27 protein-coding genes are annotated in these 23,752 nt (G+C 60.8%); 19 read left to right on the forward strand and 8 right to left on the reverse strand.

Going from position 1 to position 23,752, the window contains the following annotated elements:
• Window positions 1–37 precede the first annotated feature (37 nt).
• On the reverse strand, window positions 38–1,297 hold the full coding sequence (locus tag ACR0A1_RS03065) for a DEAD/DEAH box helicase (RefSeq protein ID WP_170512921.1): 1,260 nt from the start codon (window positions 1,295–1,297) through the stop codon (window positions 38–40).
• Window positions 1,298–1,622: 325 nt separating this feature from the next.
• Between ACR0A1_RS03065 and ACR0A1_RS03070 the strand changes: the two genes are divergently transcribed.
• Window positions 1,623–2,510 (forward strand): DMT family transporter, encoded by an 888-nt coding sequence (locus tag ACR0A1_RS03070; RefSeq protein ID WP_480613231.1) that lies wholly within the window; start codon window positions 1,623–1,625, stop codon window positions 2,508–2,510.
• Window positions 2,511–2,943: 433 nt separating this feature from the next.
• Entirely contained in the window at window positions 2,944–4,314 is a 1,371-nt protein-coding gene (locus ACR0A1_RS03075) for a DNA-packaging protein (RefSeq protein ID WP_480866856.1), read from the forward strand.
• A gap of 73 nt (window positions 4,315–4,387) precedes the next feature.
• Here ACR0A1_RS03075 and ACR0A1_RS03080 read toward each other — a convergent pair whose 3' ends face one another.
• Both ACR0A1_RS03080 and ACR0A1_RS03085 read right to left on the reverse strand, forming a co-directional pair.
• Entirely contained in the window at window positions 4,388–4,642 is a 255-nt protein-coding gene (locus ACR0A1_RS03080) for a hypothetical protein (RefSeq protein ID WP_170396475.1), read from the reverse strand.
• 279 nt (window positions 4,643–4,921) lie between these two features.
• Window positions 4,922–5,650: a hypothetical protein gene (locus tag ACR0A1_RS03085; RefSeq protein WP_223117890.1), complete on the reverse strand. Its 729-nt coding sequence runs from the start codon at window positions 5,648–5,650 to the stop codon at window positions 4,922–4,924.
• Window positions 5,651–5,868: 218 nt separating this feature from the next.
• Between ACR0A1_RS03085 and ACR0A1_RS03090 the strand changes: the two genes are divergently transcribed.
• From ACR0A1_RS03090 to ACR0A1_RS03165, 16 genes are all read left to right on the forward strand, one after another.
• Window positions 5,869–7,029, forward strand: coding sequence for a phage portal protein (locus tag ACR0A1_RS03090; RefSeq protein ID WP_223117891.1), 1,161 nt, complete (start codon window positions 5,869–5,871; stop codon window positions 7,027–7,029).
• On the forward strand, window positions 7,022–7,240 hold the full coding sequence (locus ACR0A1_RS03095) for a GTA head formation protein, RCAP_rcc01685 family (RefSeq protein ID WP_170635229.1): 219 nt from the start codon (window positions 7,022–7,024) through the stop codon (window positions 7,238–7,240). Before ACR0A1_RS03090 ends, ACR0A1_RS03095 begins: the two co-directional genes overlap by 8 nt.
• 26 nt (window positions 7,241–7,266) lie before the next feature.
• Window positions 7,267–7,812 carry an HK97 family phage prohead protease gene (locus ACR0A1_RS03100; protein ID WP_480866194.1) on the forward strand — a complete coding sequence of 182 codons (546 nt, stop codon included), beginning with the start codon at window positions 7,267–7,269 and terminating at the stop codon, window positions 7,810–7,812.
• A gap of 34 nt (window positions 7,813–7,846) precedes the next feature.
• Window positions 7,847–9,025 carry a phage major capsid protein gene (locus ACR0A1_RS03105; RefSeq protein WP_480866196.1) on the forward strand — a complete coding sequence of 393 codons (1,179 nt, stop codon included), beginning with the start codon at window positions 7,847–7,849 and terminating at the stop codon, window positions 9,023–9,025.
• Window positions 9,026–9,197: 172 nt separating this feature from the next.
• Window positions 9,198–9,797: a head-tail connector protein gene (locus ACR0A1_RS03110; RefSeq protein WP_480866198.1), complete on the forward strand. Its 600-nt coding sequence runs from the start codon at window positions 9,198–9,200 to the stop codon at window positions 9,795–9,797.
• A complete protein-coding gene (locus ACR0A1_RS03115; protein WP_480752838.1) occupies window positions 9,794–10,132 on the forward strand; it encodes a head-tail adaptor protein in 339 nt (112 codons plus the stop codon). The genes ACR0A1_RS03110 and ACR0A1_RS03115 overlap by 4 nt, the downstream gene beginning before the upstream one ends.
• The gene (locus ACR0A1_RS03120; protein WP_480752840.1) at window positions 10,129–10,542 is read left to right on the forward strand and encodes a DUF3168 domain-containing protein; all 414 of its coding nucleotides are present in this window, start codon (window positions 10,129–10,131) and stop codon (window positions 10,540–10,542) included. The genes ACR0A1_RS03115 and ACR0A1_RS03120 overlap by 4 nt, the downstream gene beginning before the upstream one ends.
• A 20-nt stretch (window positions 10,543–10,562) precedes the next feature.
• Window positions 10,563–10,976, forward strand: coding sequence for a phage major tail protein, TP901-1 family (locus ACR0A1_RS03125; RefSeq protein WP_170374021.1), 414 nt, complete (start codon window positions 10,563–10,565; stop codon window positions 10,974–10,976).
• Entirely contained in the window at window positions 10,976–11,290 is a 315-nt protein-coding gene (locus ACR0A1_RS03130; protein ID WP_480866200.1) for a gene transfer agent family protein, read from the forward strand. The genes ACR0A1_RS03125 and ACR0A1_RS03130 overlap by 1 nt, the downstream gene beginning before the upstream one ends.
• Window positions 11,287–11,496, forward strand: coding sequence for a rcc01693 family protein (locus tag ACR0A1_RS03135; RefSeq protein WP_170422216.1), 210 nt, complete (start codon window positions 11,287–11,289; stop codon window positions 11,494–11,496). Before ACR0A1_RS03130 ends, ACR0A1_RS03135 begins: the two co-directional genes overlap by 4 nt.
• The gene (locus ACR0A1_RS03140; protein WP_170422215.1) at window positions 11,483–12,145 is read left to right on the forward strand and encodes a phage tail tape measure protein; all 663 of its coding nucleotides are present in this window, start codon (window positions 11,483–11,485) and stop codon (window positions 12,143–12,145) included. The genes ACR0A1_RS03135 and ACR0A1_RS03140 overlap by 14 nt, the downstream gene beginning before the upstream one ends.
• Window positions 12,146–12,157: 12 nt before the next feature.
• Window positions 12,158–12,790 (forward strand): DUF2460 domain-containing protein, encoded by a 633-nt coding sequence (locus ACR0A1_RS03145; protein WP_170396498.1) that lies wholly within the window; start codon window positions 12,158–12,160, stop codon window positions 12,788–12,790.
• Window positions 12,790–13,674 (forward strand): DUF2163 domain-containing protein, encoded by an 885-nt coding sequence (locus tag ACR0A1_RS03150; protein ID WP_480866203.1) that lies wholly within the window; start codon window positions 12,790–12,792, stop codon window positions 13,672–13,674. Before ACR0A1_RS03145 ends, ACR0A1_RS03150 begins: the two co-directional genes overlap by 1 nt.
• Complete coding sequence (locus ACR0A1_RS03155) at window positions 13,674–14,114, forward strand: NlpC/P60 family protein (RefSeq protein ID WP_170396502.1); 441 nt, start codon at window positions 13,674–13,676, stop codon at window positions 14,112–14,114. Before ACR0A1_RS03150 ends, ACR0A1_RS03155 begins: the two co-directional genes overlap by 1 nt.
• Window positions 14,114–18,094 carry a baseplate multidomain protein megatron gene (locus ACR0A1_RS03160; protein ID WP_480866205.1) on the forward strand — a complete coding sequence of 1,327 codons (3,981 nt, stop codon included), beginning with the start codon at window positions 14,114–14,116 and terminating at the stop codon, window positions 18,092–18,094. Before ACR0A1_RS03155 ends, ACR0A1_RS03160 begins: the two co-directional genes overlap by 1 nt.
• A 2-nt stretch (window positions 18,095–18,096) precedes the next feature.
• Complete coding sequence (locus ACR0A1_RS03165; protein WP_170403088.1) at window positions 18,097–18,393, forward strand: DUF7742 family protein; 297 nt, start codon at window positions 18,097–18,099, stop codon at window positions 18,391–18,393.
• Here the strand turns inward: ACR0A1_RS03165 and ACR0A1_RS03170 are convergent.
• Window positions 18,374–18,712 carry a TraR/DksA family transcriptional regulator gene (locus ACR0A1_RS03170; RefSeq protein WP_480866207.1) on the reverse strand — a complete coding sequence of 113 codons (339 nt, stop codon included), beginning with the start codon at window positions 18,710–18,712 and terminating at the stop codon, window positions 18,374–18,376. The two genes, ACR0A1_RS03165 and ACR0A1_RS03170, sit on opposite strands and share 20 nt — an antisense overlap.
• A gap of 86 nt (window positions 18,713–18,798) precedes the next feature.
• Between ACR0A1_RS03170 and cysE the strand changes: the two genes are divergently transcribed.
• On the forward strand, window positions 18,799–19,608 hold the full coding sequence (gene cysE, locus ACR0A1_RS03175; RefSeq protein WP_170396508.1) for a serine O-acetyltransferase: 810 nt from the start codon (window positions 18,799–18,801) through the stop codon (window positions 19,606–19,608).
• 71 nt (window positions 19,609–19,679) lie between these two features.
• On the opposite strand, the gene ACR0A1_RS03180 is transcribed toward cysE, so the two are convergent.
• The 4 genes from ACR0A1_RS03180 to pdhA are packed head-to-tail and all read right to left on the reverse strand — an operon-like array spanning window position 19,680 to window position 23,621.
• Window positions 19,680–20,981 (reverse strand): pyruvate dehydrogenase complex dihydrolipoamide acetyltransferase, encoded by a 1,302-nt coding sequence (locus ACR0A1_RS03180; RefSeq protein ID WP_170646353.1) that lies wholly within the window; start codon window positions 20,979–20,981, stop codon window positions 19,680–19,682.
• A 1-nt stretch (window position 20,982) separates the two neighbouring features.
• Window positions 20,983–21,243 (reverse strand): hypothetical protein, encoded by a 261-nt coding sequence (locus ACR0A1_RS03185; RefSeq protein WP_170403080.1) that lies wholly within the window; start codon window positions 21,241–21,243, stop codon window positions 20,983–20,985.
• Window positions 21,243–22,616 (reverse strand): pyruvate dehydrogenase complex E1 component subunit beta, encoded by a 1,374-nt coding sequence (locus tag ACR0A1_RS03190; RefSeq protein ID WP_480866210.1) that lies wholly within the window; start codon window positions 22,614–22,616, stop codon window positions 21,243–21,245. The genes ACR0A1_RS03185 and ACR0A1_RS03190 overlap by 1 nt, the downstream gene beginning before the upstream one ends.
• Before the next feature lie 15 nt (window positions 22,617–22,631).
• On the reverse strand, window positions 22,632–23,621 hold the full coding sequence (gene pdhA / locus ACR0A1_RS03195; RefSeq protein WP_170396516.1) for a pyruvate dehydrogenase (acetyl-transferring) E1 component subunit alpha: 990 nt from the start codon (window positions 23,619–23,621) through the stop codon (window positions 22,632–22,634).
• Between the last annotated feature and the right edge of the window lie 131 nt (window positions 23,622–23,752).

The raw sequence follows: 23,752 nt of genomic DNA on the forward strand, positions 1-23,752 counted from the left end.
AGCAACGGCCCGGTCAATCGACCGGCCCGTTTCTTATTCAGGCCGCTTTCGCGCGACGCGGTCGGCGGCGTTTCTGACCGCCCGGTTTGGGCGCACCAGAGTGCTGAGGTTTCGGGCCGCGACGGCGGTTGCTTGGGCGGCGCGGGGTTTTCTTTGGTGAGATTGCTTCAGGCATCTCACCGCTGGCGACCGGGATTTCGATCTTCATCAGTTTCTGAATCTGACGCAGCAGGTCGACCTCTTCCGCCGAGCAGAAGGCAATGGCCTCGCCCTCGCGGCCTGCACGAGCGGTGCGGCCGATGCGGTGGACATAGTTGTCCGGTACCTCGGGCAGGTCGTAGTTGATCACATAGGCCACGCCCGGAATATCGATGCCGCGCGCGGCGACGTCGGTAGCGACCAGAACATTGACCTCACCGGCGCGGAACGCCTTGATGGCGCGGTCGCGTTGGCCCTGACTTTTGTTGCCGTGGATCGAGGCTGCATTGTAGCCATCGGCGACAAGCCCCTTCATCAGCTTTTCGGCCCCGTGTTTGGTGCGGGAGAAGACCAACGTCAGCGCGTCCATGTCAGCCGAGAGGATCTCGCGCAGTTTGGCGGGTTTTGCAGGCTTTTCAACAAAGTGGATCGACTGCGTGATCTTGTCGGCTGCTTTGCCGGGGGGCGAGACCTGCACCCGTTGCGGGTTGGTCAAATAGGCACGGCTGAGCTCTTCCATTTGCTTCGGCATGGTGGCTGAGAACAGCATGGTTTGGCGCGGTGTGCCCAGTTCCGGCGCGATCCGACGCAGGGCATGGATGAAGCCCATATCGAGCATCTGGTCAGCCTCGTCCAGCACAAGGTGCTTGACTGAACCCAGATTAACCGCACCGCGATCCATCAGGTCGATCAGGCGACCGGGGGTGGCGACAAGAATGTCGGTGCCGCGCGCCAGAAACATGATCTGCTTGTTGATCGACTGACCGCCAACCACGGTCGCGACGCGGATCTTGGTTTTCTTGGTCAAGTTGCGAAGGCTGTCGGCGATCTGGTTGACCAACTCGCGGGTGGGCGCAAGGATCAGCGCCTTGGCGGTTTTGGGATCGGGCTTGCCGGGCTGGGCCAGCAGATGGTCGATCAGCGGCAGGCCAAAGGCCAATGTCTTACCTGTACCGGTCTGGGCGAGGCCAAGGATATCGTGACCATTCAGGGCCAGCGGGATCGCCTGGTTCTGGATCGGGGTCGGTTGAGTGAAGTTGGCGCGTTTGAGCGCATCATTTAGAGCGGGCGCAAGGCCCAGCATATCGAAGTCGAACAAATATCTATCCTTTACAGCCCGAGGCAATGGCCCACGGGCAAGTCGTGATGGGCCGCATCCGCGACCGGCAGGGGTTGTGCGAAACCTCAGGACGTGCAGGCGTTCCCTGCAGCATCTGGTTGTCGCGTCAAGAACCCTGCGTGATGGGGAACTATGGGTGAATCGGGCGCTGTTGGGGGCGGTGTCGCCAACGTGCTCACGCGGTAGCGCTGTTTGAGGGGCACATGCGCCTTGCGGTCGCGATTGTCAAGCGCCGTGTCGGCCATAAGCTTGCGCGGGTTGCGCGTTTGCCAGATACGGTTCGGAAGGTTTTATGAGTCGGGTCATGACATTCAGAGCTTTACACGGAGCGGATTTGAGGACCGCCAGCGTCGCCCTTGTCATCGGCGGGATGATGTGGGGGCTGTACTGGATTCCGGTTCGCTACTTTGTCGACCAAGGACTGGATGGTCCATGGCCCGGTATTGTGATGTACACCTCGGCGTTGATCGTACTGACGCCTTTCCTGATGCGCGAACGGCAAGCGCTTTTGAAAGACTGGCGCGGGCTGATCTTGAGCGGGATGTTCACCGGTGCTGCGTTCAGCTTGTTTACCATCAGTCTGGTTTACACAGATGTCGTCCGGTCAATCCTGCTGTTCTATCTGACACCGGTCTGGGGAACGATCCTTGGAATGGTGTTTCTGGGTGAACGTCTTGGCCCGGCGCGTGTGCTGGGCTTACTCTGCGGTCTGGGTGGCATGTTCATCGTGCTTGGCGGAGAACAGGGGTTTCCCTGGCCGCGCAATACTGGAGACTGGCTGGCCCTGATCTCGGGGATCACTTGGGCGATGGGATCTCTGGGGCTTTATCGGACGTCCGGTATCTCTGTTCCGGGGCAGGTTTTTGCCTTTGTTTCAGGCGCTTTGGTGTTGTCTCTGCTGAGCCTTCCATTCGGCGGCGGTTTGGCGTCATCAGAGGCAGTCGGCGAGATGGTTATACGAATCGGCCCGGTCGCGTTGCTGTCGGTCCTGTACACCTTGCCGATGTTTTTTCTGACGATTTGGCCCGCAACCAAGCTGACCCCGGCACGCGTTGGTCTACTGCTGATGAGCGAAGTTGTGGTGGGCCTGATCTCGGCGGCGGTCTTCTCGGGCGAGCCGTTTGGGATGAGAGAAGTATTGGGTGCGGCTTTGATCGTAAGCGCTGCGTTTCTTGAGGTCATGCGGGGCTGATCGTTAACGGATCGGACGCCGGGTGTTGCATCTTCGTTGCGTAACACATTGACTTTGCGTACTTTTCTTGGTACGAATTATGTCATGCTAGAAGAGGTGGGCAACGGCCCCGGGGCGACCCGGCGGTCGTTTTTCGTTTCTCTCGTGCGGAAAAACTCACGCATGAGGTCACAGGCAAACATGACTTTGATTACCCCGGAAGAGCGGATTTCTCAGACGGCTGATTTATTGCAGTCGCTTGAGCGATCCATTCGCGATCTGCGCCAAGCGGCGGAAGAACTGCGAAAACAGATCGGTGCCGGGGAGGATGCAGACCTTGCCGGAACAGGCAAGCAACTGGGTCAGCTAGAGGGGCTGATCCGCAGTTGCCAGAAAGTGGAGACAAGCTTTGTCGAACAACATCACAGACAAGCCGGAATTGCCCAAGGGGGCTATGCGCTCGACCTTGATCGGGCACGATCTGAGATCGGGTGCAGGCTGGCTCGCCTCCGCGCCTGCTGCGGTGCAGGACAGATTTCTGAGTGAGATCGGGGAGGGGGGGCTGTGTGCCCTCCCTTTCCTGTTCGAGTTCTGGGCGCTGCCGCATCAGTTGCCGCCCGAGGGCGACTGGCGGTCGTGGGTGATCATGGGCGGGCGCGGGGCCGGTAAGACGCGGGCGGGGGCCGAGTGGGTGCGGTCGGTGGTCGAGGGGTCATTGCCTCTGGATCGGGGGCAGGCGTGTCGTGTGGCTCTGGTCGGTGAGACATTTGATCAGGTGCGCGATGTGATGATCTTTGGGGATAGCGGGATATTGCAGTGTTCACCGCCGGATCGGCGGCCTGTTTGGAAGGCGTCTGAACGCAAGCTGGTTTGGCCTAACGGGTCCGAGGCGCAGGCGTTTTCGGCGCATGATCCCGAGGGGCTGCGGGGGCCGCAGTTTGATGCGGCCTGGGTGGATGAGCTGGCCAAGTGGAAGAAGGCGGGCGAGACCTGGGATATGTTGCAATTTGCGCTGCGGCTGGGGGAACGGCCGCGGGTCTGTGTGACCACGACGCCGCGCAATGTGAAGGTTTTGAAGGAGTTGCTGGCGTCTCCGTCCACGGTACAGACCCACGCGCCGACCGAGGCGAACCGGGCCAATCTGGCGGGTTCCTTTTTGGAAGAGGTACGCGCGCGCTATGCCGGCACGCGGCTGGGGCGGCAGGAATTAGACGGGGTGTTGCTGTCGGATGCTGAGGGCGCGTTGTGGACGGGTTCGATGCTGGAGGCGGCGCGCTGTGCGCAGGTGCCCGCATTGGACCGGGTTGTCGTGGCGCTGGACCCGGCGGTGACGGCGGGGTCGGATGCGGATGCCTGCGGGATCGTGGTCGTTGGTGCTCAGCTACAGGGGCCACCCGAGGACTGGCGGGCCTATGTACTGGCTGACCGGACGGTGCAGGGCGTTGGCCCGGCTGGCTGGGCGCAGGCGGCGATTGACGCGATGGATGAGTTCGGGGCCGAACGGCTGGTGGCCGAGGTCAATCAGGGCGGGCAACTGGTGGAAGAGGTCGTGCGGCAGGTGGACCCTCTGGTGCCTTATCGCGCGGTGCGGGCGTCACGCGGAAAGGTCGCGCGGGCCGAGCCTGTAGCGGCGCTATACGATCAGGGGCGTGTGGCCCATTTGGCCGGGTTGGACTCGCTGGAGGAGCAGATGTGCCAGATGACCGCGCGCGGGTTCGAAGGGCAGGGCTCACCCGACCGGGTCGACGCGCTGGTCTGGGCGCTGCATGAGTTAGTTGTGGGGCCTGCGGGGGCGTTTAGAAGGCCGAGGGTGCGGAGTTTGTGAGCACTCTGAGGGGTGCTCTACAAACAATCATATTTCTCCTAAAGGGCTGATCTTTCGCTGGGCGCATTCAGGTTCAGGGCGTTGGGTATTCTTGATTCCAACTGTCCTCGTATTCGCCGAGCAACCGGGACAACGTCAGCAGCGAAGAAAACAGCCTTGCGTGGACATCCGGCGACATCATGGTTTTGTAGTCATCAAGCAGCTGCACAAGAACGACTACGTTGGAGGCAAACACCTCGTAGACGTGTTTGTCGGCAGCAGTAGGTTCCTTGGTCCAGTTATTGTTCGTATCGGAGTGTCCGGACGGTGCAGGTTCGTTTTCAGTCATCGGGTGGCCTCTTCAATTTGAAGCACACGTGGGGGCATGTGAAACGCAGGCAACAGCCGTGGCAAGAAATCACAAGAACTTGTCGGCGATGGCAAAGGATTTGGGTTAAATGTCCAACGAGCCGCTAAATCTTACAATTGGCCATGCTGGATGGGGCTCACCAGACCGGGTCGACGCGCTGGTGTGGGCGCTGCATGAGTTGGTTGTGGGGCCTTTGGGGGTGTATCGGCGGCCGAGGGTGCGGAGTTTGTGAGACGGCTGACAGGCAAAGAGCCGAAATTAGTTCTGACGGCTCGCGAGCCAAAGCTCGAAGTCAATAAACACATCATCACCGGATTTTTCGTATTTGGACTTGGCGTCAAATCCTCTCAATCCAGCGAAAGCATCGTCGGGGATTTGCCACCTTAGTGAATAACCTTCGTCCAAAGCACCCTGTATTTCTAATTTGTATTCACGAATGCGCTTGGGGTTTTTCGGAGCAAAGTTTCGCGTCTTGAAATCCCGCGCGTTCATACGAACCAGTATGGCGTCGTTTCTTTCGACATCGTCTTTATAGAACCCAAACGGTCTATCTTCGTCGGCATTTTCTCTTAGATACTTTTCAATACCCGTCGGTGAGCCGGAGCCAAGAAACAATAGCCATCCGGTGCCGAGATCGCATGCGGGATGCTCTATGAAAGCTAAAACCCAAGCCTCATCGTACATTGCGTCATAGGAAATCCGCTCAGCCAGATAGTGAATGTCATGTGTATCCAAGGTATTCAGAAAAGCCCGCCCCTCATGACTGTCTGGAGGAGTTTCGTGCATGTTGATTACTTGTGCGGCGGCTTCCCAGTCTGGACGGAGATGCCGTGTAGCTACTCTGCGTTCGGCGTTTTGCTCTGCTTCAAGAAATTCTTCTGGAGTGCTGTGTTGAAGTTGTAGCTGTTTGAACGTGTTCGCCCTGTTTAGTTTGCGAAGCAGCCGTTTCCGTTTGAAATTGAAAATTAGTTTAGAGATTGTGGACACAAGAAAATCCCAGATTCAGTGCTTTGATTGCTCTTGGTGACGATAAGCACTCTTATTTTGTCGAGATTATGTTGAAGCACGCGCTGCGACTCACTTGGTTCGTGTCAGCTTTTAGTCCGTTGCCCACCCCCCGTACGCTCCATTCTCAAGCCCTAAACTTCTTTCCGTCATAACTCCTTTCAACAAGCCGGGTAGAGCGGCGGCAGAAAGGAGCACAGATGGTATTCGATTTCTTGCGTCGTGGATCGGCTGAGGCAGCGCCTGAGGCGAAGGCGAGCGCGGCGGGGCCGGTGGTGGCGTGGCAGACGGGTGGGCGCGTGGCGTGGAGCCCTCGGGATGCGGTGTCGCTGACGCGGACGGGGTTTTCGGGGAATCCGGTGGGGTTTCGATCGGTCAAGCTGATCGCCGAGGCGGCGGCGGCCTTGCCTCTGGTGCTGCAGGATCAGGCGCAGCGCTATGATGTGCATCCGATCCTTTCGCTGATGCGTCGTCCCAATGCGGCGCAGGGGCGGGCGGAGTTGATGGAAGCTCTGTTTGGGCAGTTGTTGCTGTCGGGCAATGCCTATATCGAGGCGGTTCAGGCCGATGGGGGGCTGCCGGTTGAGCTGCATGTCTTGCGATCCGACCGGATGAGCGTGGTGCCGGGGGCGGATGGCTGGCCCAAGGCGTATGACTATGCCGTGGGCGGCAAGAAGCACCGGTTTGCGGCGGAAAATATCTGTCATATCAAATCGTTCCATCCTCAGGATGATCATTACGGATTTTCACCGATGCAGGCGGCGGCGATGGCGATTGATGTGCATAACAGCGCGTCTCGGTGGTCGAAATCACTGCTGGACAATGCGGCGCGGCCTTCGGGGGCGCTGGTGTGGAAGGGTGACGGCCATGGGGTGATGGCCGAGGATCAGTTCCGGCGTTTGTCGGATGAGATCGAGCAGAACTATCGCGGGGCGCGCAATGCTGGGCGTCCGATGGTTCTGGAAGGGGGCTTGGATTGGAAGCCGATGGGGTTCTCTCCGTCCGACATGGAGTTTCAAAAGACCAAGGAAGCCGCCGCCCGCGAGATCGCGCTGGCCTTTGGGGTCCCGCCGATGCTGCTGGGGATCCAGGGCGATGCGACCTATTCGAACTATCAGGAGGCCAACCGGGCGTTTTATCGCCTGACCGTGCTGCCCCTGGTGACGCGGGTGGCGGCGGCGGTGTCAGAATGGCTGGCGGGCTTTATCGGTGAGGATCTGATGCTGAAGCCTGATCTGGATCAGGTGCCGGCGCTGTCGGCGGAACGGGATGCGCAATGGGCGCGGGTCAACGGGGCGGATTTCCTGACGGATGCGGAAAAGCGCGCGTTGCTGGGGCTGCCGGAGCGTGGCGATGGGTGACGGTTATCCTCCGTTCGACTGCGCGCCGGGCCTGCGTCTGGCCGCACATGAGCGGGTGGCCGAGATCCAGCACGCCCACCTGTGTCGGCGGCTGGATCAGATCGAAGAGATGATGGAGCGGCTGGAGAAGCGGTTGTGGCTGACGGTTTACGGCGTGGCGGCGGTGATTTTGGCGCAGGCGTTTCAGTCGTTACTGGTGGTAGCGCCGTAATGTCAGTGGGTTACATGGAGAAGTTCATGGATTTAGAACATAAACTCGCTCGGTTTGGCGACGGGTTGTCGGTGTCCGAGGATGCGGTGATCGAAGGGTATGCCAGCCTGTTTGAGCAGGTCGATCAGGGCAGCGATGTGGTGCAGCGCGGGGCGTATACGGGCTCGCTGGAGGGGCTGGCAAAGGCGGGTCAGCGGGTCAAGATGCTGTGGCAGCACGATCCGGCGCAGCCAATCGGCGTCTGGGATGAGGTGCGCGAAGACGACAAGGGCCTGTGGGTCAAAGGGCGTCTGCTGGAGGCCACGCAAAAGGGCCGTGAGGCGGCCGAGTTGATCCGGGCGGGCGCTATGGATGGCCTGTCGATTGGTTATCGCACCAAACGGGCCGTGAAGAATGACAAGGGCCAGCGGGTCCTGACCGAACTGGAGCTATGGGAGGTGTCGCTGGTGACTTTCCCGATGCTGCCCAGTGCGCGGGTGGCGGCGAAGGGCGTTGAGCCTGACGTTGAAAACACCTGGCGCAGTATTGCCGAGGTGTTCAACGACGCCCGGCAGGAGCTGGCGCGGACCTAGCGCGCCTCAATACCCACCCAAAAAGGAAGTGCTGATGAGCAAGACCGAGACCCCGGCCTTGACCGGAGAGGGTGCGCCCCTGGTTCAGGAGGTGAAGCAGGCGATGGCTGGCTTCGTGAATGAATTCAAGGGCCTGAAGGCTGAAGTTAAAACCAAAATGCAACAGACAGAAGAGCGACTGACCATGCTGGATCGTAAATCAACCATCGCGGCGCGTCCGCATCTTGCGGCTTCTATCGAGGACGGTGCCCCGCATCAGAAGGCTTTTGACGCCTATGTGCGTTCGGGCGAGGATGACGGGCTGCGCGGGCTGGAGATTGAGGCCAAGTCGCTTTCGACGGCGGTGAACAGCGACGGTGGCTATCTGGTCGATCCGCAGACGGCTGAGATGATCAAGTCGGTGTTGAATTCAACCGCTTCGATCCGTTCGATTGCGTCAGTTGTGAATGTCGAGGCGAACTCGTTCGACGTGCTGATCGACCACACCGATGTGGGCGCGGGTTGGGCGGATGAAAACTCGGCCACGGCTGAGACCTCGACCCCATCGATTGATCGGATTTCGATCCCGCTGCACGAGCTGAGCGCGCTGCCCAAGGCGTCGCAGCGTCTGTTGGATGACAGTGCGTTTGATGTCGAAGGTTGGCTGGCCGGTCGTATCGCCGACAAGTTTGCCCGGGCCGAGGCAGCGGCGTTTATCAATGGCGACGGTGTGGACAAGCCCAAGGGTATCCTGACCCACCGTACGATGGAAAACGGCAGCTGGGGCTGGGATAGCCTGGGTTATGTCGCGTCGGGTATTGATGGTGGCGTCGATGCGGATGCGATTGTGGACGTGGTCTACGCACTGGGCGCGCAGTACCGGGTGAACGGCACTTTCGTGATGAACTCGAAAACCGCTGGTCTGATCCGCAAGCTGAAGGACAGCGATGGCCGCTTCCTTTGGTCGGATGGCTTGGCCGCTGGTGAGCCTGCGCGTCTGATGGGCTATCCGGTACTGATCGCCGAGGACATGCCGGATGCGGCGACCGACAGCTATTCGATTGCCTTCGGTGACTTCCAGTCGGGCTACACCATAGCCGAACGTCCCGATCTGCGCGTGCTGCGCGATCCGTTCAGCGCCAAGCCGCATGTCCTGTTCTACGCGACCAAGCGCGTGGGCGGCGACGTAAGCGATTTTGCTGCAATCAAGTTGGTGAAATTCGGCACCGCCTAAAGCGGGCTGAATCCGGGGGGCCTTGGGGCCCCTCGGGCGGCGGGCGCGGGCCGGGGTGAGATCCCCCGCGTTGTCTAGCTGCTCCCCTCCGTCCGAGCAACGTGGGGCGGCGCGTGCCCGTCATTTTCCAAGGATACGGCCCCGGAGGGGTCCGAGATTGCGGAGTGAATGGATGATGTTGATCGAAGAAACCGCCATCGCGGATGCGGCGCTGCCGGTGGATCAGTTCAAGGCGCATCTGCGGCTGGGCACGGGGTTTGCCGAGGGCAATGTGCAGGACGAGGTGTTGAATGGCTTTCTGCGTGCGGCCATTGCGGCGATTGAGGCGCGCACCGGTAAGGTGCTGATCGAACGGGATTTCTCGTGGAGCCTGAACGGTTGGCGCGATCCAGCAGGTGAATTGCTGCCGGTGGCCCCGGTGGTCTCGGTTGCTGCGATCACGCTGACGGATGCGGCGGGGACCGACATGGTTGTGGATGCCGAAGCTTACCGTTTGGAGCGCGACATGCAGCGCCCTCGGTTGCGTCCGGTTGGCACTTGCTTGCCAAGGGTGCAGACCGGCGGCTCGGTGAAGATTGCCTTCACTGTCGGGATGGCCACGGATTGGGGCGGGCTGCCCGCTGACCTTGGGCAGGCGGTGCTGCTGCTGGCGGCGCATTACTACGAATATCGCGATGAGACGGCGCTGGGCGCGGGGTGCATGCCATTTGGTGTCACCAGTCTGATCCAGCGTTATCGAACTGTGCGCTTCGGGGCAGGGGTGACGCAATGAGCGCGCCGCGATTGAACCGCAAGCTGGTGCTGGAGGCTCCGATCCGTAGTGCCGATGGTGCGGGCGGCTATACCGAGACATGGGCTGCGCTGGGCGCGCTTTGGGCCGAGGTGACGGCACGTAGCGGGGCGGAACGCGCGGTCGGTGGCGCCTCGGTGTCGCGGGTTGGCTATCGGATCGTAGTCCGGGGCGCACCTGAGGGATCATCCATGCGGCCTGCGCCGGATCAGCGGTTTGCAGAAGGGACGCGCCGGTTTGTCATCCGCGCGGTGGCCGAGCGTGATGGGCGCGGCCAGTACCTGACCTGTTTCGCAGATGAAGAGGTGGCGGCATGAGCTATGGCGTTGCAGCCGCGTTGCAGGCGGCGGTGTTTCAACAGCTATTGGGGGATGTGCAGGTAAGCGCCCTGTCAGGCGGTGCGATCTATGACGCGGTGCCATCGGGAGTGCTGCCTCAGACCTATGTGACGCTCGGGCCGGAGGAGGTGCGGGACGCCTCGGACCGGTCGGGCGCGGGTGCGGTGCATCGCTTCACGGTGTCGGTGGTGTCCGAGGCGGCGGGCTTCAGTGCGGCCAAGACATTGGCGGGCGCGGTGTGTGACGCGCTGGAAGGTGCGGCGCTGAGCTTGGACCGGGGCCATCTGGTGGGGCTGTGGTTCGAACGCGCTAGCGCCCGACGCACGGGAACCGGCGGCGCGATCCGCCAGATCGATCTGAGATTCCGCGCCCGCGTGGAAGACGACTAAGCAAATAACGGAGAGAGCATATGGCTGCCCAGAACGGAAAAGACCTGTTGGTCAAAGTGGATATGAACGGCACCGGCCTGTTTGAAACCATCGCGGGCCTGCGCGCCACGCGGATCAGTTTCAATGCGGAAAGCGTGGATGTCACCAGCCTGGAAAGCCAGGGCGGGTGGCGTGAGCTGCTGTCGGGGGCGGGGGTCAAATCGGCCTCGATCTCGGGCTCGGGCGTGTTCAAGGATGAAGGTACTGATGAGCGGGCGCGTCAGCTGTTCTTTGATGGCGAGACGCCTGGGTTTCAGGTGATCATCCCTGATTTTGGCATAGTCGAAGGCCCGTTTCAGGTCAGCAGCATCGAATATGCGGGCTCGCATAACGGTGAGGCGACCTATGAGATGAGCATGGCAAGCGCCGGTGCGCTGAGCTTTACGGCGCTCTGATGGCCAATCCGTGGACGGGCGAGGTGGCGCTGGCCATCGATGGGGAGCAGCGGGTGCTCAAGCTGACATTGGGTGCTTTGGCGGAACTGGAACAGGAGCTGCAGGCCGGGTCTCTGGTCGAACTGGTGCAGCGGTTTGAAGGCGGGGCTTACTCCAGCGGTGATGTGCTGGCGCTGCTGGTTGCCGGGTTGCGGGGCGGCGGAGCGCAGGTCACGCGCGATGATCTGCTGCATGCCGAGATTGCGGGTGGGCCGATGGCGGGGGCCAAGGCGGCAGCCGAGTTGCTGGCGCGGGCCTTCATGGTGCCCGAGTGAGCGGGTTCGACTGGCCCGTACTGATGCGGGCCGGGTTCCTCGGCCTTCGCCTGACGCCGGATCAGTTCTGGCGTCTGACCCCGGCCGAGCTGCGGCTGATGCTGGGGCAGGGCGCGGGGATGCCGGCGATGAACCGGGCAGGGCTGGATGCGCTGCTCGCGGCCTATCCGGACAAGACACAAGGAGAGCGTAATGACGGATCGTGATGGTTTTGACGACCTGCAGGAGCGGGGAGATGCGCTGGGTGACGCGCTGGGCGATGCGGCGACCATGGCCTCGGCATTTGATGGCCAGATGCGACGGATCAAGGCCGCGTTTGAAGAGACCGGAAAGGATGTGGCTACGCTGGAGCGTGGCATGTCGGGCGGGTTGCGCAAGGCTTTTGATGGCGTGGTGCTGGATGGGATGAACCTGTCGGGGGCGCTGGAAGTGCTGAAGAACTCGATGATCCGCACGGCGTATTCGGCGGCGATCAAACCGGTGACGGATCATTTCGGCGGGATGCTTGCCAATGGGGTGGGTGGCTTGGTGCAGGGGATACTGCCCTTTGCCGATGGCGGCAGTTTTTCTCAGGGCCGTGTGATGCCGTTTGCCAATGGTGGGGTCGTTAGCAGCCCGACCATGTTCCCGATGCGAGGCGGCACCGGGTTGATGGGTGAGGCGGGTCCCGAGGCGATCATGCCGCTAGCGCGCGGGGCCGATGGCAAGCTGGGTGTGCGGACGCAGGGCGGCGGGCGAGCGGTCAACGTGGTGATGAATATCTCAACACCGGATGTGCAGGGGTTCCGCCGCTCTCAAGGCCAGATCGCGGCGCAGATGACCCGCGCATTGGGCCGTGGCAATCGCAACAGATAAGGGGAGCAGGCGATGAATTTCCACGAGGTGAGATTTCCCGCCAGCCTGAGCTTTGGCTCGGTCGGTGGGCCGGAACGGCGCACGGATATCGTGACGCTGGCCAACGGGTTCGAAGAACGCAACACGCCCTGGGCGCATTCGCGCAGGCGCTATGATGCGGGTCTGGGGATGCGGTCGCTGGACGATATCGAAACGCTGATTTCCTTCTTCGAGGCGCGACAGGGCCAGATGTTCGGGTTCCGCTGGAAGGATTGGTCGGATTTCAAGTCGGGCGCGGCGACGGCTGAGGTCGACAAGGGCGATCAGGTGATTGCGCGCGGAGATGGCGAGACGGTCTCGTTTCAGCTGGTCAAGACCTACAGCTCGGGCGGGTTCAGCTATGTGCGGCCAATCCTGAAGCCGGTACTGGGCACTGTGACACTGGGGCTGGATCAGGACGCGCTGCGCGAAGGCGTGGACTTTGAGGTCGATCTGGCGACCGGACGCGTGATGTTCTCGGCCCCGCCGCCTGAGCAGGTCGAGATTACAGCCGGGTTTGAGTTCGACGTTCCGGTACGGTTCGACACCGACAAGATCCAGACCAGCGTCGCCAGCTTTCAGGCCGGTGACGTCCCGAACGTACCGGTGGTCGAGGTGCGGGTCTGATGAGCGGGGACAAACAGGCGCTGCAGGCGCATTTGCAAAGCGGGCTGACCACCACCTGTCGTTGCTGGGCGATCACGCGCAGCGACGCACAGGTCTATGGTTTCACGGATCACGATATGGAGTTGCGCTTTGACGGGCTGGTGTTCAAAGCCAGCACCGGTCTGACCGCTGCGGCGATCGAGCAGGCAACCGGCCTGTCGATCGATAATACCGAGGCGATGGGCGCGCTGTCTGATGCCTCGGTCCGGGAAGAGGATATCGAGGCGGGGCGCTTTGATGGGGCCGAGGTGCGGGCTTGGCTGGTCAATTGGGCCGATCCTGAGCAGCGGATGCTGCAGTTTCGTGGTTCGATTGGCGAGTTGCGTCGCGCTGGCGGGGCGTTTCATGCGGAATTGCGCGGGTTGACCGATCTGCTGAACCGGCCTTTAGGGCGGATTTATCAGAAGCCCTGTACGGCTGTGTTGGGGGATAAGGCGTGCCGCTTTGCCCTGGAGACGCCGGGTTATCGCGCTGAGGCTGAAATTGTCGCGCTGGACGGCGCGGCTTTGCGTTTGCAGGGCGCGGAGAGTTCTGATGCGGGTTGGTTTGAACGCGGCAGGCTGGATGTGCTGGACGGGGCTGCGCAGGGCCTGTGGGCCTCGATCAAGCTGGATGAACAGGTCAGAGATGGCCGCGATGTCACGCTGTGGTCGGCGATTGGCGGCGGGCTGGCGATTGGGGACCGGGTCCAGCTGATCGCCGGGTGTGACAAGCGCATGACCACTTGCCGACTGAAGTTCAACAACATGCTGAATTTTCAGGGCTTCCCTGACCTGCCACACGAGGATTGGGTCATGGCCGTACCCAAGCGCAGTAGTCAACACAAAGGGGGAAGCAGGCGGTGATGCGGACAAAACAAGATATCGTGGACGAAGCGCGCGGATGGCTGGGCACACCTTATGTTCATCAGGCCTCTGTTCGGGGTGCAGGCGCCGATTGTCTCGGCCTATTGCGGGGCGTTTGGCGCGCGGTGATGGGGCATGAGCCTGAGGCGGTGCCGGTCTACAGCATGGATTGGTCCGAGCCGCAAGGTGAGGAACGCATGTGGGCCGCAGCCCGTCGCCATCTAGTCGAGAAATCGCCCGATGATTTGGCCCCGGGGGATGTATTGCTGTTTCGGATGCGGGATGCGGCCGTGGCAAAGCATCTGGGCATCGTCAGCGCCCAAGACCCGATGCGATTCATCCACGCCTATACCGGGCATGGTGTTGTTGAAAACACGCTGAGCGAGCCTTGGCGTCGCCGCGTGGTCGCTTGTTTCGAATTCCCGCTGGAGGATTTCTGATGGCCACAATAGTTCTGTCTGCTGCAGGTGCGGCAATAGGTGGTTCGATCGGGGGCTCGGTTGCGGGCCTGTCAACGGCGGTGATTGGCCGCGCGGTTGGGGCGACGCTGGGGCGGGTGATCGACAACCGGTTGATGGCCAGCCAATCCGTAATGGGCGGCGGCAGCGAGGTGGTCGAGACCGGGCGTCTGGATCGTTTCCGTCTCACCGAAACCGGTGAGGGTGCGACCGTCGCGACGGTCTACGGCCGGATGCGAGTTGGAGGACAGGTCATCTGGGCCTCGGACTTTCTGGAAACCCGATCGACCTCGACGACGACGCAAACATCAGGCGGTGGCGGTGGCGGCAAAGGCAAGCCGAAGCCCGTCGAAGTGACGACGACCACGACGACCCATAGCTACAGCTATTCTGTGTCTCTGGCGATTGCTGTGGGCGCAGGCGAGGTTGCAGATGTCACACGCGTTTGGGCCGATGGCGAAGAGGTTGAGCGTAGAACGCTGAACATGCGGATATATCGCGGCGATCATGAGCAATTGCCCGACCCGCTCATTGAAGCGGTCGAAGGGGCAGGCACGGTGCCCGCTTATCGCGGCACGGCTTATGTGGTGATCGAAGATCTGGCGCTGGGCCCCTTTGGCAACCGCGTACCGCAATTCTCGTTCGAGGTGGTGCGGCAGGAACAAGACGAGATGCCGGATGCCGAGGACGCGCTGTCTCGGATCATCAAGGGGGTGGCCTTGATGCCGGGTACGGGTGAATACGCGCTGGCTTCATCTCAGGTTAATTACACCAAGGGCCGGGGGCGCAGTTGGGCGGCGAATGTCAATTCACCATCGGGCAAGTCCGATCTGGTGACCTCGACGCGGGCGCTCAGCCAGGAATTGCCGGGCTGCGAGGCGGCCTCGTTGATCGTGTCGTGGTTCGGCGATGATTTGCGCTGCGGAGAATGCCAGATCCGCCCCAAGGTTGAACGCAAGAATATCGAGGGCGCAAACATGCCCTGGAGTGTTTCAGGTCTGTCCCGAACTGCGGCGGGGCAGGTGAAATGGCAGGATGGGCGTCCGGTTTATGGCGGCACACCGGCTGATGCGGCCGTAGTGCAGGCGATCCGGCACCTGAAGAACTCGGGCAAACGGGTTATGTTTTATCCGTTTATTTTGATGGAGCAATCAGAGGGCAACTGCCTGCCTGATCCGTGGTCCGATGCGCCGGATCAACCTCATTTACCCTGGCGTGGGCGGATCACTTTGGATGTTGCTCCGGGGCGGCCAGGCTCGCCGGATCAAACTGCCGATGCGGATGCGCAGGTGGCGGCGTTCTTTGGTACGGCGCGCGCGTCACATTTCTCGACCAGCGGCAGCAAAGTGACCTATCGCGGCCCTAGCGAATGGGGATTACGGCGGTTCATTCTGCACTATGCGGCCCTGTGCAAGGCGGCGGGCGGCGTGGAGTCCTTCTGCATCGGGTCCGAGATGCGCGGGCTAACGCAAATCCGCGGCGCGTCTGGCTTCGCTGCAGTTGCGGGGCTGCGGTCTCTGGCCGCGGAAGTGCGCGCGATATTGGGGCCGGAAACTAAGGTCGGCTATGCCGCAGACTGGACCGAGTATTTCGGGTATCAGCCGCAAGACGGCACCGGAGACCGGTATTTCCACCTCGACCCGCTTTGGGCCGATGAGAACATAGATTTTGTCGGCATCGACAACTATATGCCGCTGTCCGACTGGCGGGATAGGGCCTCGCATCTGGACGCTGAGGTGTCGAATGGGTCGATCTACGATCTGGACTATCTGCGCGGCAATATCGAAGGCGGCGAGGGGTATGATTGGTACTATGCCTCACCGGAGGAAGCTGAAGCGCAGATCCGAAGCCCGATCACTGATGACGATCATGGCGAGCCGTGGGTCTGGCGGTACAAGGACCTGCGCAACTGGTGGGCGAACCGACATCATGAGCGGATCGGGGGCGTGCGGCAGCAAACACCCACGGGTTGGGTTCCGGGGTCCAAGCCAATCTGGTTCACCGAACTGGGCTGCGCGGCCATCGACAAGGGCACGAACCAGCCGAACAAATTCTTGGACCCAAAGTCGTCTGAATCAAATTTGCCGCGGTATTCCAACGGGGTACGGGATGATTTTATCATGGTTCAGTACCTTCGGGCCGTCCTTGGCTATTGGGGTGATGCTGAGATCAACCCGGTTTCAGATATCTATGACGGCCCGATGGTGGACCTGTCGAACGCCTTTGTCTGGGCTTGGGATGCGCGTCCGTTCCCGACTTTCCCGAACCTGCGGTCGCAGTGGTCGGACGGCGATAACTATGCACGTGGGCATTGGCTGAACGGGCGATCCGGGTCGCGGACTCTGGCCTCGGTCGTGACAGAAATCTGCCATGAGGCAGGGGTGACGGCGATTGATGTGTCCGAGCTCTACGGCGTGGTACGCGGTTACGCGGTTGAGGACGTAATGAATGCTCGGCAGGCCTTGCAGCCGCTGATGCTGCGCTATGGGTTCGACGCGATCGAGCGGGACGGGGTGCTGAAGTTCAGAACCCGCGACGGGCGTCGGGCCGTTGACATCGACCCCGAGCAGATCGCTATCAGCGCGGATATAGACGGGCCAGTGGAACATCGCCGCGAGGCTGAGGCCGAGATGACCGGGCGCGTGCGGCTAAGATTCGTCCAGTCGGATGCGGACCATGATGTTGTCGCGGAAGAGGCCGTCTTGCCTGATGACAGAACCCATTCGGTCGCCGTCAACGAAATGCCCTTGTCGATGACTCGCGCCGAAGGGCGTCAGACGGTCGAGCGCTGGCTAAGCGAATCCCGCATCTCGCGCGAGACTGTGCGATTTGCTCTGCCGCCCTCGTTGCTGAATGTCGGAGCCGGGGATGTGGTGCGTCTGCCGGATGCAGGGGATGGGACCCTGTTCCGGATCGACCGGTTGGAACAGGCCGAGATGCAATTGGCGGATGCGGTGCGGATCGAACCCGGCGTCTATACGCCGTCTGACGTGCTGGACGATGTCGCGGCGGCTAAACCGTTCATCGCTCCGGTGCCGGTCCTGCCTGTGTTCTTGGACCTGCCGTTGATCACCGGGTCAGAAGCGCCCCACGCACCTTATCTGGCGATCTCGGCTGAGCCCTGGCCCGGCAACGTTGCCGTCTATTCGGCTGCTCAGGACGAGGATTACACGCTGCATCAGGTGATCGCGGGCCAGGCGGTGATTGGGTTCACCGAGACGCCGCTGCGGCGCGCTGGCGCTGGGCTCTGGGATGAAGGGGCCGCACTGCGGGTCAATCTGATCGATGGCGTGTTGGAGTCTCGCCCCCGCTCGTCATTGTTGAGTGGGGCCAATCTGGCGGCGATCGGTGACGGGACACCCGGCAATTGGGAAGTGTTCCAGTTCTCGGAGGCAGCCCTGCAGGAGACTGGCGTTTACAATTTGTCGGACCGGTTGCGAGGGCAGTTGGGTACGGATGCCCTGATGCCGGATGTCTGGCCGGAAGGGTCCACCTTTGTGCTGCTGGATGAACGTGTTTATCAGACCGGATTGCTGCGCACTGAACGCCGCGTGGCCAAGCATTACCGTATCGGCCCTGCAACGCGCGGCTACGAGGACCCGGCATATGTGCATCTGGTTGAAGCGTTCGATGGCAATGGGCTGAGGCCTTATGCGCCAGTGCATTTGCAGGCTTCTGCGTCGGCTGCAGGGGACGAGATCTCATGGGTGCGCCGCACCCGGATTGATGGCGATGACTGGAGCGCATTGGATGTGCCCCTGGGCGAAGAAAGCGAATCCTATCTGATCCGCGTCTTCACCGAGGGTGCTTTGTTGCGCGAAACTGTCACCAGTGATCCGGTTTGGCAGTATTCTGCCGCGATGAAAGCCGATGACGGGCTGGCCGGACCCTACGATATCGCAGTCGCGCAGGTTTCGGCTACCTACGGACCCGGGGCGTTTGCGCGCCTTTCGGTCTGCTAGCCGTGCGGCCAGTCCTGCACGGAGATCTCAGCGCGGCGGCGCGGGCTTTGCTGGCCGCGCCGCGAACCGACCGCGATAGGATAAGCACCCTCCTGATTGCTGAGGCCGAACTGGCGGATCGACATGTCGCCAGAACAGGGCGGTTGCATCCTGTTTATGGAAATGGCTCGTTGATGGCAGCCGCGCGCTGCCGGCCCTTGGCAGACGAGCCAAATTTCGACGATCTGCAATATTGCCAATGTTTCGAGATGGTTCTGCGCAAACTGATCCGGTTCCAAATCAGCCAGATGCGCAGCTGACACATTTTGAGGCGGCAAGGTCCAGCTCTAGCCTTCCGTGCGCTATTTCCTCGCCGCAATCTTCGCAATAGCCGAATTCGTCTTCGTCCATCCGGTTCAGCGCGGCCCGAAGCCGATGCGTTTCGGTGTCGCGCCGGGTCTGTTGCGCCTTGGCCATTGCTTGATTTTGCAACGCATCCATCCGGCTGAGCCGACCCACTGCCTGTTGATCCAGCTCCACAACTGATTGCGCATCCTGACCGGCGGCGGATTGCGCGGCCAGATCGCGAAGGCGCTGGTGAATAAGCTTCCGAAAATGGTCCAGATCGGCTGAGTTCATTTTTTGTTGTAGTGCATATCAAGGGTTTGCGTTTGGTAATTTTACGACTAGATGGCTATTCTAAGCGCAGCAAAGGATGAAAAGCCATGTTCGAAACGCGCAGCCAAGTGACACCTGTGGACCCGGTTTGGGACCGCATCACCTCGGAAGCCCATGCAGCCGTCGAGAAAGAGCCGCTGATGGGCGGGTTGGTACACGCCTGTATCTTGCATCACCGCAGTCTTGAGAGGGCATTGTCCTATCGCATCTCGGCCAAGCTATGCTCGAATGAGATGTCGATGATGGTACTGCGTGAGATCGTGGATGAGGCCTATGCTGACGACAAAGCGTTGATTGAAGCCGCGCGCGCGGACCTGATGGCTGTTTATGAACGCGATCCGGCCTGCCACCGCCTGCTGCAACCGATCCTTTATTTCAAAGGGTATCAGGCGATGCAGGCTTATCGCGTGGCCCACTGGCTTTGGAACAAGGGGCGCCATGATCTGGCCTATTTCTTCCAGATGCGATCTTCCGAGATATTCGGCATTGATATCCATCCAGCTGCCCGCATCGGTAAAGGCATCATGATCGACCATGCCCATTCTATCGTGATCGGTGAAACCGCTGTGGTTGGGGACAATGTTTCGATGCTGCATTCGGTGACGCTGGGCGGGACCGGCAAGGAAGAAGAACAGCGCCATCCAACCATTGGTGACGGCGTTCTGATCGGCGCGGGTGCTAAGGTTCTGGGCAATATCGAGGTTGGCCATTGCAGCCGTATCGCCGCTGGATCAGTGGTGCTGCAGGAAGTGCCACCGTGCACGACGGTCGCTGGCATTCCCGCCAAGATCGTGGGCGAGGCCGGGTGCGATCAGCCGTCAATCTCGATGGATCATATGCTGGGGAAAGACCAGTAATTCGGAGTGAATAGACGAAAAAGGCCGCCTCGGGGTTCGAGGCGGCCTTTTTTGTGCATGATCTTCTGGGCTTAGGCCAACATGACCATCGGATTTTCCAGGTTGTCGACGATGGCTTGCAGCAGCTGAGCGCCAAGCGCGCCGTCGATGACCCGGTGATCGACCGACATGGTGACGGACATGACGGTTGCGACCGTCAGTTCTCCGTCATCGCCCACTATGGGTTTCTTGAGGCCGGTACCAACTGCGAGGATACCTGCATGCGGCGGGTTCACGATGGCATCGAAATTGTCGATGCCGAACATGCCGAGGTTCGAGACTGCGAAAGTACCGCCTTGGTACTCGTGCGGGGCCAGCTTGCGCTCGCGGGCGCGTCCGGCGAGGTCTTTCATCTCAGTCGACAGCGCCGACAGCGATTTGGTGTCGGCATCTTGCAGGACCGGAGTGAACAGACCGCCCTCGATGGCGACGGCAACAGCCACATCCGAAGGTTTCAGTTGCAGAACCCGGTCGCCCGCCCAGACGGCGTTGCATTCGGGAACCTGCTGTAGTGCGTTGGCGACGGCTTTGATGATAAAGTCGTTGACGCTGAGCTTCACACCCCGGCCTTCGAGTTGCTTGTTCAACTGGCTGCGGAACTTGAGTAGCGCATCCAGCTTAATGTCGCGACGCAGGTAGAAATGCGGGATGGTCTGTTTGGCCTCAGACAGACGCGCGGCGATGGTCTTGCGCATGCCATCGAGTTTGATCTCTTCGTATTCGCGGCCTTCGTACATCTTGGCCACGGCGTCCGCCGATGGACCTGCGGGAGCGGCGGCGGTTTGGGCGGCTGCAGCAGCAGGCGCAGGTGCCGCTGCAGGTGCGGCTGTGGCGCTTTCCACATCGGCTTTGACGATACGGCCATGCGGGCCAGAACCTGAGATTTGAGCCAGATCCAGACCCTTTTGCGCGGCAATCCGACGAGCAAGGGGGGAGGCAAAAATACGACCGCCATCCGCTTTGGCCGGTGCCGCTGGGGCAGGGGCGGGCGCCTCGGGTGCCGCTGGTGCGGCAGCCTCGTTGCCCGCGGCGGCAGCTGGCGCAGCCGCGGGAGCAGCGGTTGGCGTTGCACCGATATCATCAGCGCTTTCTCCATCTTCCAGCAGGACTGCGATGGCGGTGTTGACTTTAACGCCTTCGGTTCCCTCAGGAATAAGGATCTTGCCGACGGTGCCTTCGTCAACGGCCTCGAACTCCATTGTTGCCTTGTCGGTTTCAATTTCGGCCAGCAGATCGCCCGAGGAGACGGTGTCGCCTTCCTTGACGAGCCATTTTGCAAGTGTGCCTTCCTCCATCGTCGGGGACAAGGCAGGCATCAGGATTTCGGTGGGCATTTCAGCGCTCCTCAATCAGAGTAATTTGGTCAAAGGGCGCCTTGGGGCGCCCGGTGCCGCGTGCGAGCGTCGCAATCGCAGCCTCGATTTTGTCTTTGTTCTCCGCCATCCAGACATAGGCGGTCTGGTGTGAGGGGCGCGCGCCGATCAACCGCATATCCGCCGCCAATCGCTCGGGTACAAGCGCCCGCACGATGCGGTTGTCGATGTCAATCTCGACACGGTAGCATTCGGTTGCTGGATCGCGGCCCCTGATCTCCATTACCGGTAGGTCACCTGTTTCACCGCAGCGATCACCTCATCAGTGGTGATCAGCGCCAGCTTCTCGAGGTTCGCCGCATATGGCATCGGAACATCTTTGCCGGTGAGGGTGATGACCGGGGCGTCGAGATAATCGAACGCTTCCTGCATGACCACCGAGCTGATGTAGCTACCAACGGAACCTTGCGGCCAGCCTTCTTCGACGGTCACAAGACGGTTGGTTTTCATCACCGAGTTGATGATCGCACCGGTGTCCATCGGGCGGATGGTGCGCAGGTCGATCACTTCGGCGCTGATGCCGTCTTCGGCCAGTTTGTCTGCGGCTTCCAGCGCATATTGCATGCCGATGCCAAAGCTGACGATGGTCACATCCGAGCCTTCGCGCCAGATGCGGGCCTTGCCCAGCGGGATGGTCAGGTCATCCACTTGCGGCACGTCGAAGGAGCGGCCGTAGAGGATTTCGTTTTCCAGGAAGACCACGGGGTTCGGGTCGCGGATGGCCGATTTCAGCAAACCTTTGGCATCGGCTGCGGAATAGGGCATCACCACTTTGAGACCTGGCACCTGCATGTACCATGCGGCGTAGTCCTGCGAGTGTTGCGCGGCCACGCGGGCAGCGGCACCGTTAGGGCCACGGAATACGATCGGACAGCCCATCTGACCGCCAGACATATAAAGCGTTTTGGCGGCAGAGTTGATGATCTGATCAATCGCCTGCATGGCGAAGTTGAAGGTCATGAACTCGACAATCGGTTTCAGCCCGCCAAAGGCCGAGCCGACGGCGATGCCTGTGAAGCCATGTTCAGTGATCGGGGTGTCGATGACACGTTTGGCACCGAATTCATCGAGCAGGCCTTGAGAGATTTTATAGGCGCCCTGATATTCAGCGACTTCTTCGCCCATCAGATAGACATCTTCGTCGCCGCGCATTTCTTCGGCCATCGCGTCGCGCAAGGCTTCGCGGACGGTTTGCTGCGCCATCTCGGCGTCGGCAGGCCAATCGGGCGACAGGTCCACAACCGGAGCAGTGGGGGCTGCTGCGGCAGGAGCGGGGGCCTCAACCGCCGCAGGGGCGGCTTCGGCCCCCGCTGCGGCTGCGGGCGAAGCCACGGGCAGGGCGGAGGCGTCTTCACCATCTTCGACCAGGATCGCGATAGGGGTGTTTACTTTGACCCCTTCGGTGCCCTCGCTGATCAGAATCTTACCGACGATGCCTTCATCGACGGCTTCGAACTCCATCGTCGCCTTGTCGGTTTCGATCTCGGCCATGATGTCGCCCGAGGATACGGTGTCGCCTTCCTTGACCAGCCACTTGGCCAATGTGCCCTCTTCCATCGTGGGCGAAAGGGCGGGCATGAGAATTTCGGTTGCCATGTCTTATTCGTCCTCTCAGGCGTAGATATCAGTCCAGAGCTCGTCCAGCGACGGCTCGGGGCTTTCTTTCGAGAATTCGGCGGCCTGATTGACGACCTCTTTGATCTCTTTGTCGATCGCCTTCAGGTCATCCTCGGTCGCGTGTTTGCCGGTCAGCAGCAGCTCGCGCACGTGCTCGATCGGGTCGCTTTGTTCGCGGACCTTCTGAACCTCTTCGCGTGTACGGTACTTGGCCGGGTCAGACATCGAGTGGCCGCGATAGCGGTAGGTTTTCACCTCGAGGATGTAGGGACCTTTGCCCGCACGGCAGTGGGCGACCGCTTTTTCACCTGCGGCTTTGACGGCCAGCACATCCATGCCGTTCACCATTTCACCCGGTATTCCGAAGGCTTGACCGCGGTGGTAGATGTCGGCCGAAGAGGTCGAGCGTGCTTGCGCGGTGCCCATGGCATACTGGTTGTTCTCGATCACGAATACCACCGGCAGTTCCCAAAGAGCAGCCATATTGAAGGTCTCATAGACCTGACCCTGGTTGGCCGCGCCGTCACCGAAATAGGTGAAGGTGACGCCGCCGTTCTCTTTGTATTTGTCAGCAAAGGCCAAACCCGCACCCAGCGGAACCTGTGCGCCGACAATGCCGTGGCCGCCATAGAAATTCTTCTCTTTCGAGAACATGTGCATCGAGCCGCCTTTGCCTTTGGACAGCCCGCCTTCGCGACCGGTCAATTCGGCCATTACGCCGCCCGGGTCCATTCCACAGGCCAGCATGTGGCCGTGATCGCGATAGGACGTGATGCGCTTGTCGCCTTCTTTGGCCGCGGCCTCAAGGCCGACAACAACCGCTTCCTGACCGATGTAGAGGTGGCAGAAACCCCCGATCAGACCCATGCCGTAGAGTTGACCTGCCTTTTCCTCGAATCGGCGGATCAGCAGCATCTCGCGGTAATATGTGGTCAGTTCTTCCGCAGAAACATTTGGTTTCTTTGTGGTTTTTCGCGCAGCCATAGTGGCGATCTCCCCCTTTCGGCAAGATAGTTTAGCGTTAAACTATCTCATAGAGCATTTCACACGTTCTGGCGAGTACTAATGTTACGTGAGGGCAGGATACGCGAGTTGCGGCCTGCCACAGCTTATCT

This window comes from Ruegeria sp. D6, assembly GCF_056534365.1.

Excerpts from the sequence above, each read along its gene's own strand:
- ACR0A1_RS03070 (WP_480613231.1), top strand. The coding sequence starts at position 1,623 with ATGACATTCAGAGCTTTACACGGAGCGGATTTGAGGACCGCCAGCGTC.
- ACR0A1_RS03075 (WP_480866856.1), top strand. The coding sequence starts at position 2,944 with ATGCGCTCGACCTTGATCGGGCACGATCTGAGATCGGGTGCAGGCTGG.
- ACR0A1_RS03080 (WP_170396475.1), bottom strand. The coding sequence starts at position 4,642 with ATGACTGAAAACGAACCTGCACCGTCCGGACACTCCGATACGAACAAT.
- ACR0A1_RS03090 (WP_223117891.1), top strand. The coding sequence starts at position 5,869 with ATGGTATTCGATTTCTTGCGTCGTGGATCGGCTGAGGCAGCGCCTGAG.
- ACR0A1_RS03095 (WP_170635229.1), top strand. The coding sequence starts at position 7,022 with ATGGGTGACGGTTATCCTCCGTTCGACTGCGCGCCGGGCCTGCGTCTG.
- ACR0A1_RS03100 (WP_480866194.1), top strand. The coding sequence starts at position 7,267 with ATGGATTTAGAACATAAACTCGCTCGGTTTGGCGACGGGTTGTCGGTG.
- ACR0A1_RS03105 (WP_480866196.1), top strand. The coding sequence starts at position 7,847 with ATGAGCAAGACCGAGACCCCGGCCTTGACCGGAGAGGGTGCGCCCCTG.
- ACR0A1_RS03110 (WP_480866198.1), top strand. The coding sequence starts at position 9,198 with ATGATGTTGATCGAAGAAACCGCCATCGCGGATGCGGCGCTGCCGGTG.
- ACR0A1_RS03115 (WP_480752838.1), top strand. The coding sequence starts at position 9,794 with ATGAGCGCGCCGCGATTGAACCGCAAGCTGGTGCTGGAGGCTCCGATC.
- ACR0A1_RS03120 (WP_480752840.1), top strand. The coding sequence starts at position 10,129 with ATGAGCTATGGCGTTGCAGCCGCGTTGCAGGCGGCGGTGTTTCAACAG.
- ACR0A1_RS03125 (WP_170374021.1), top strand. The coding sequence starts at position 10,563 with ATGGCTGCCCAGAACGGAAAAGACCTGTTGGTCAAAGTGGATATGAAC.
- ACR0A1_RS03130 (WP_480866200.1), top strand. The coding sequence starts at position 10,976 with ATGGCCAATCCGTGGACGGGCGAGGTGGCGCTGGCCATCGATGGGGAG.
- ACR0A1_RS03140 (WP_170422215.1), top strand. The coding sequence starts at position 11,483 with ATGACGGATCGTGATGGTTTTGACGACCTGCAGGAGCGGGGAGATGCG.
- ACR0A1_RS03145 (WP_170396498.1), top strand. The coding sequence starts at position 12,158 with ATGAATTTCCACGAGGTGAGATTTCCCGCCAGCCTGAGCTTTGGCTCG.
- ACR0A1_RS03150 (WP_480866203.1), top strand. The coding sequence starts at position 12,790 with ATGAGCGGGGACAAACAGGCGCTGCAGGCGCATTTGCAAAGCGGGCTG.
- ACR0A1_RS03155 (WP_170396502.1), top strand. The coding sequence starts at position 13,674 with ATGCGGACAAAACAAGATATCGTGGACGAAGCGCGCGGATGGCTGGGC.
- ACR0A1_RS03160 (WP_480866205.1), top strand. The coding sequence starts at position 14,114 with ATGGCCACAATAGTTCTGTCTGCTGCAGGTGCGGCAATAGGTGGTTCG.
- ACR0A1_RS03170 (WP_480866207.1), bottom strand. The coding sequence starts at position 18,712 with ATGAACTCAGCCGATCTGGACCATTTTCGGAAGCTTATTCACCAGCGC.
- cysE (WP_170396508.1), top strand. The coding sequence starts at position 18,799 with ATGTTCGAAACGCGCAGCCAAGTGACACCTGTGGACCCGGTTTGGGAC.
- ACR0A1_RS03180 (WP_170646353.1), bottom strand. The coding sequence starts at position 20,981 with ATGCCCACCGAAATCCTGATGCCTGCCTTGTCCCCGACGATGGAGGAA.
- ACR0A1_RS03185 (WP_170403080.1), bottom strand. The coding sequence starts at position 21,243 with ATGGAGATCAGGGGCCGCGATCCAGCAACCGAATGCTACCGTGTCGAG.
- ACR0A1_RS03190 (WP_480866210.1), bottom strand. The coding sequence starts at position 22,616 with ATGGCAACCGAAATTCTCATGCCCGCCCTTTCGCCCACGATGGAAGAG.
- pdhA (WP_170396516.1), bottom strand. The coding sequence starts at position 23,621 with ATGGCTGCGCGAAAAACCACAAAGAAACCAAATGTTTCTGCGGAAGAA.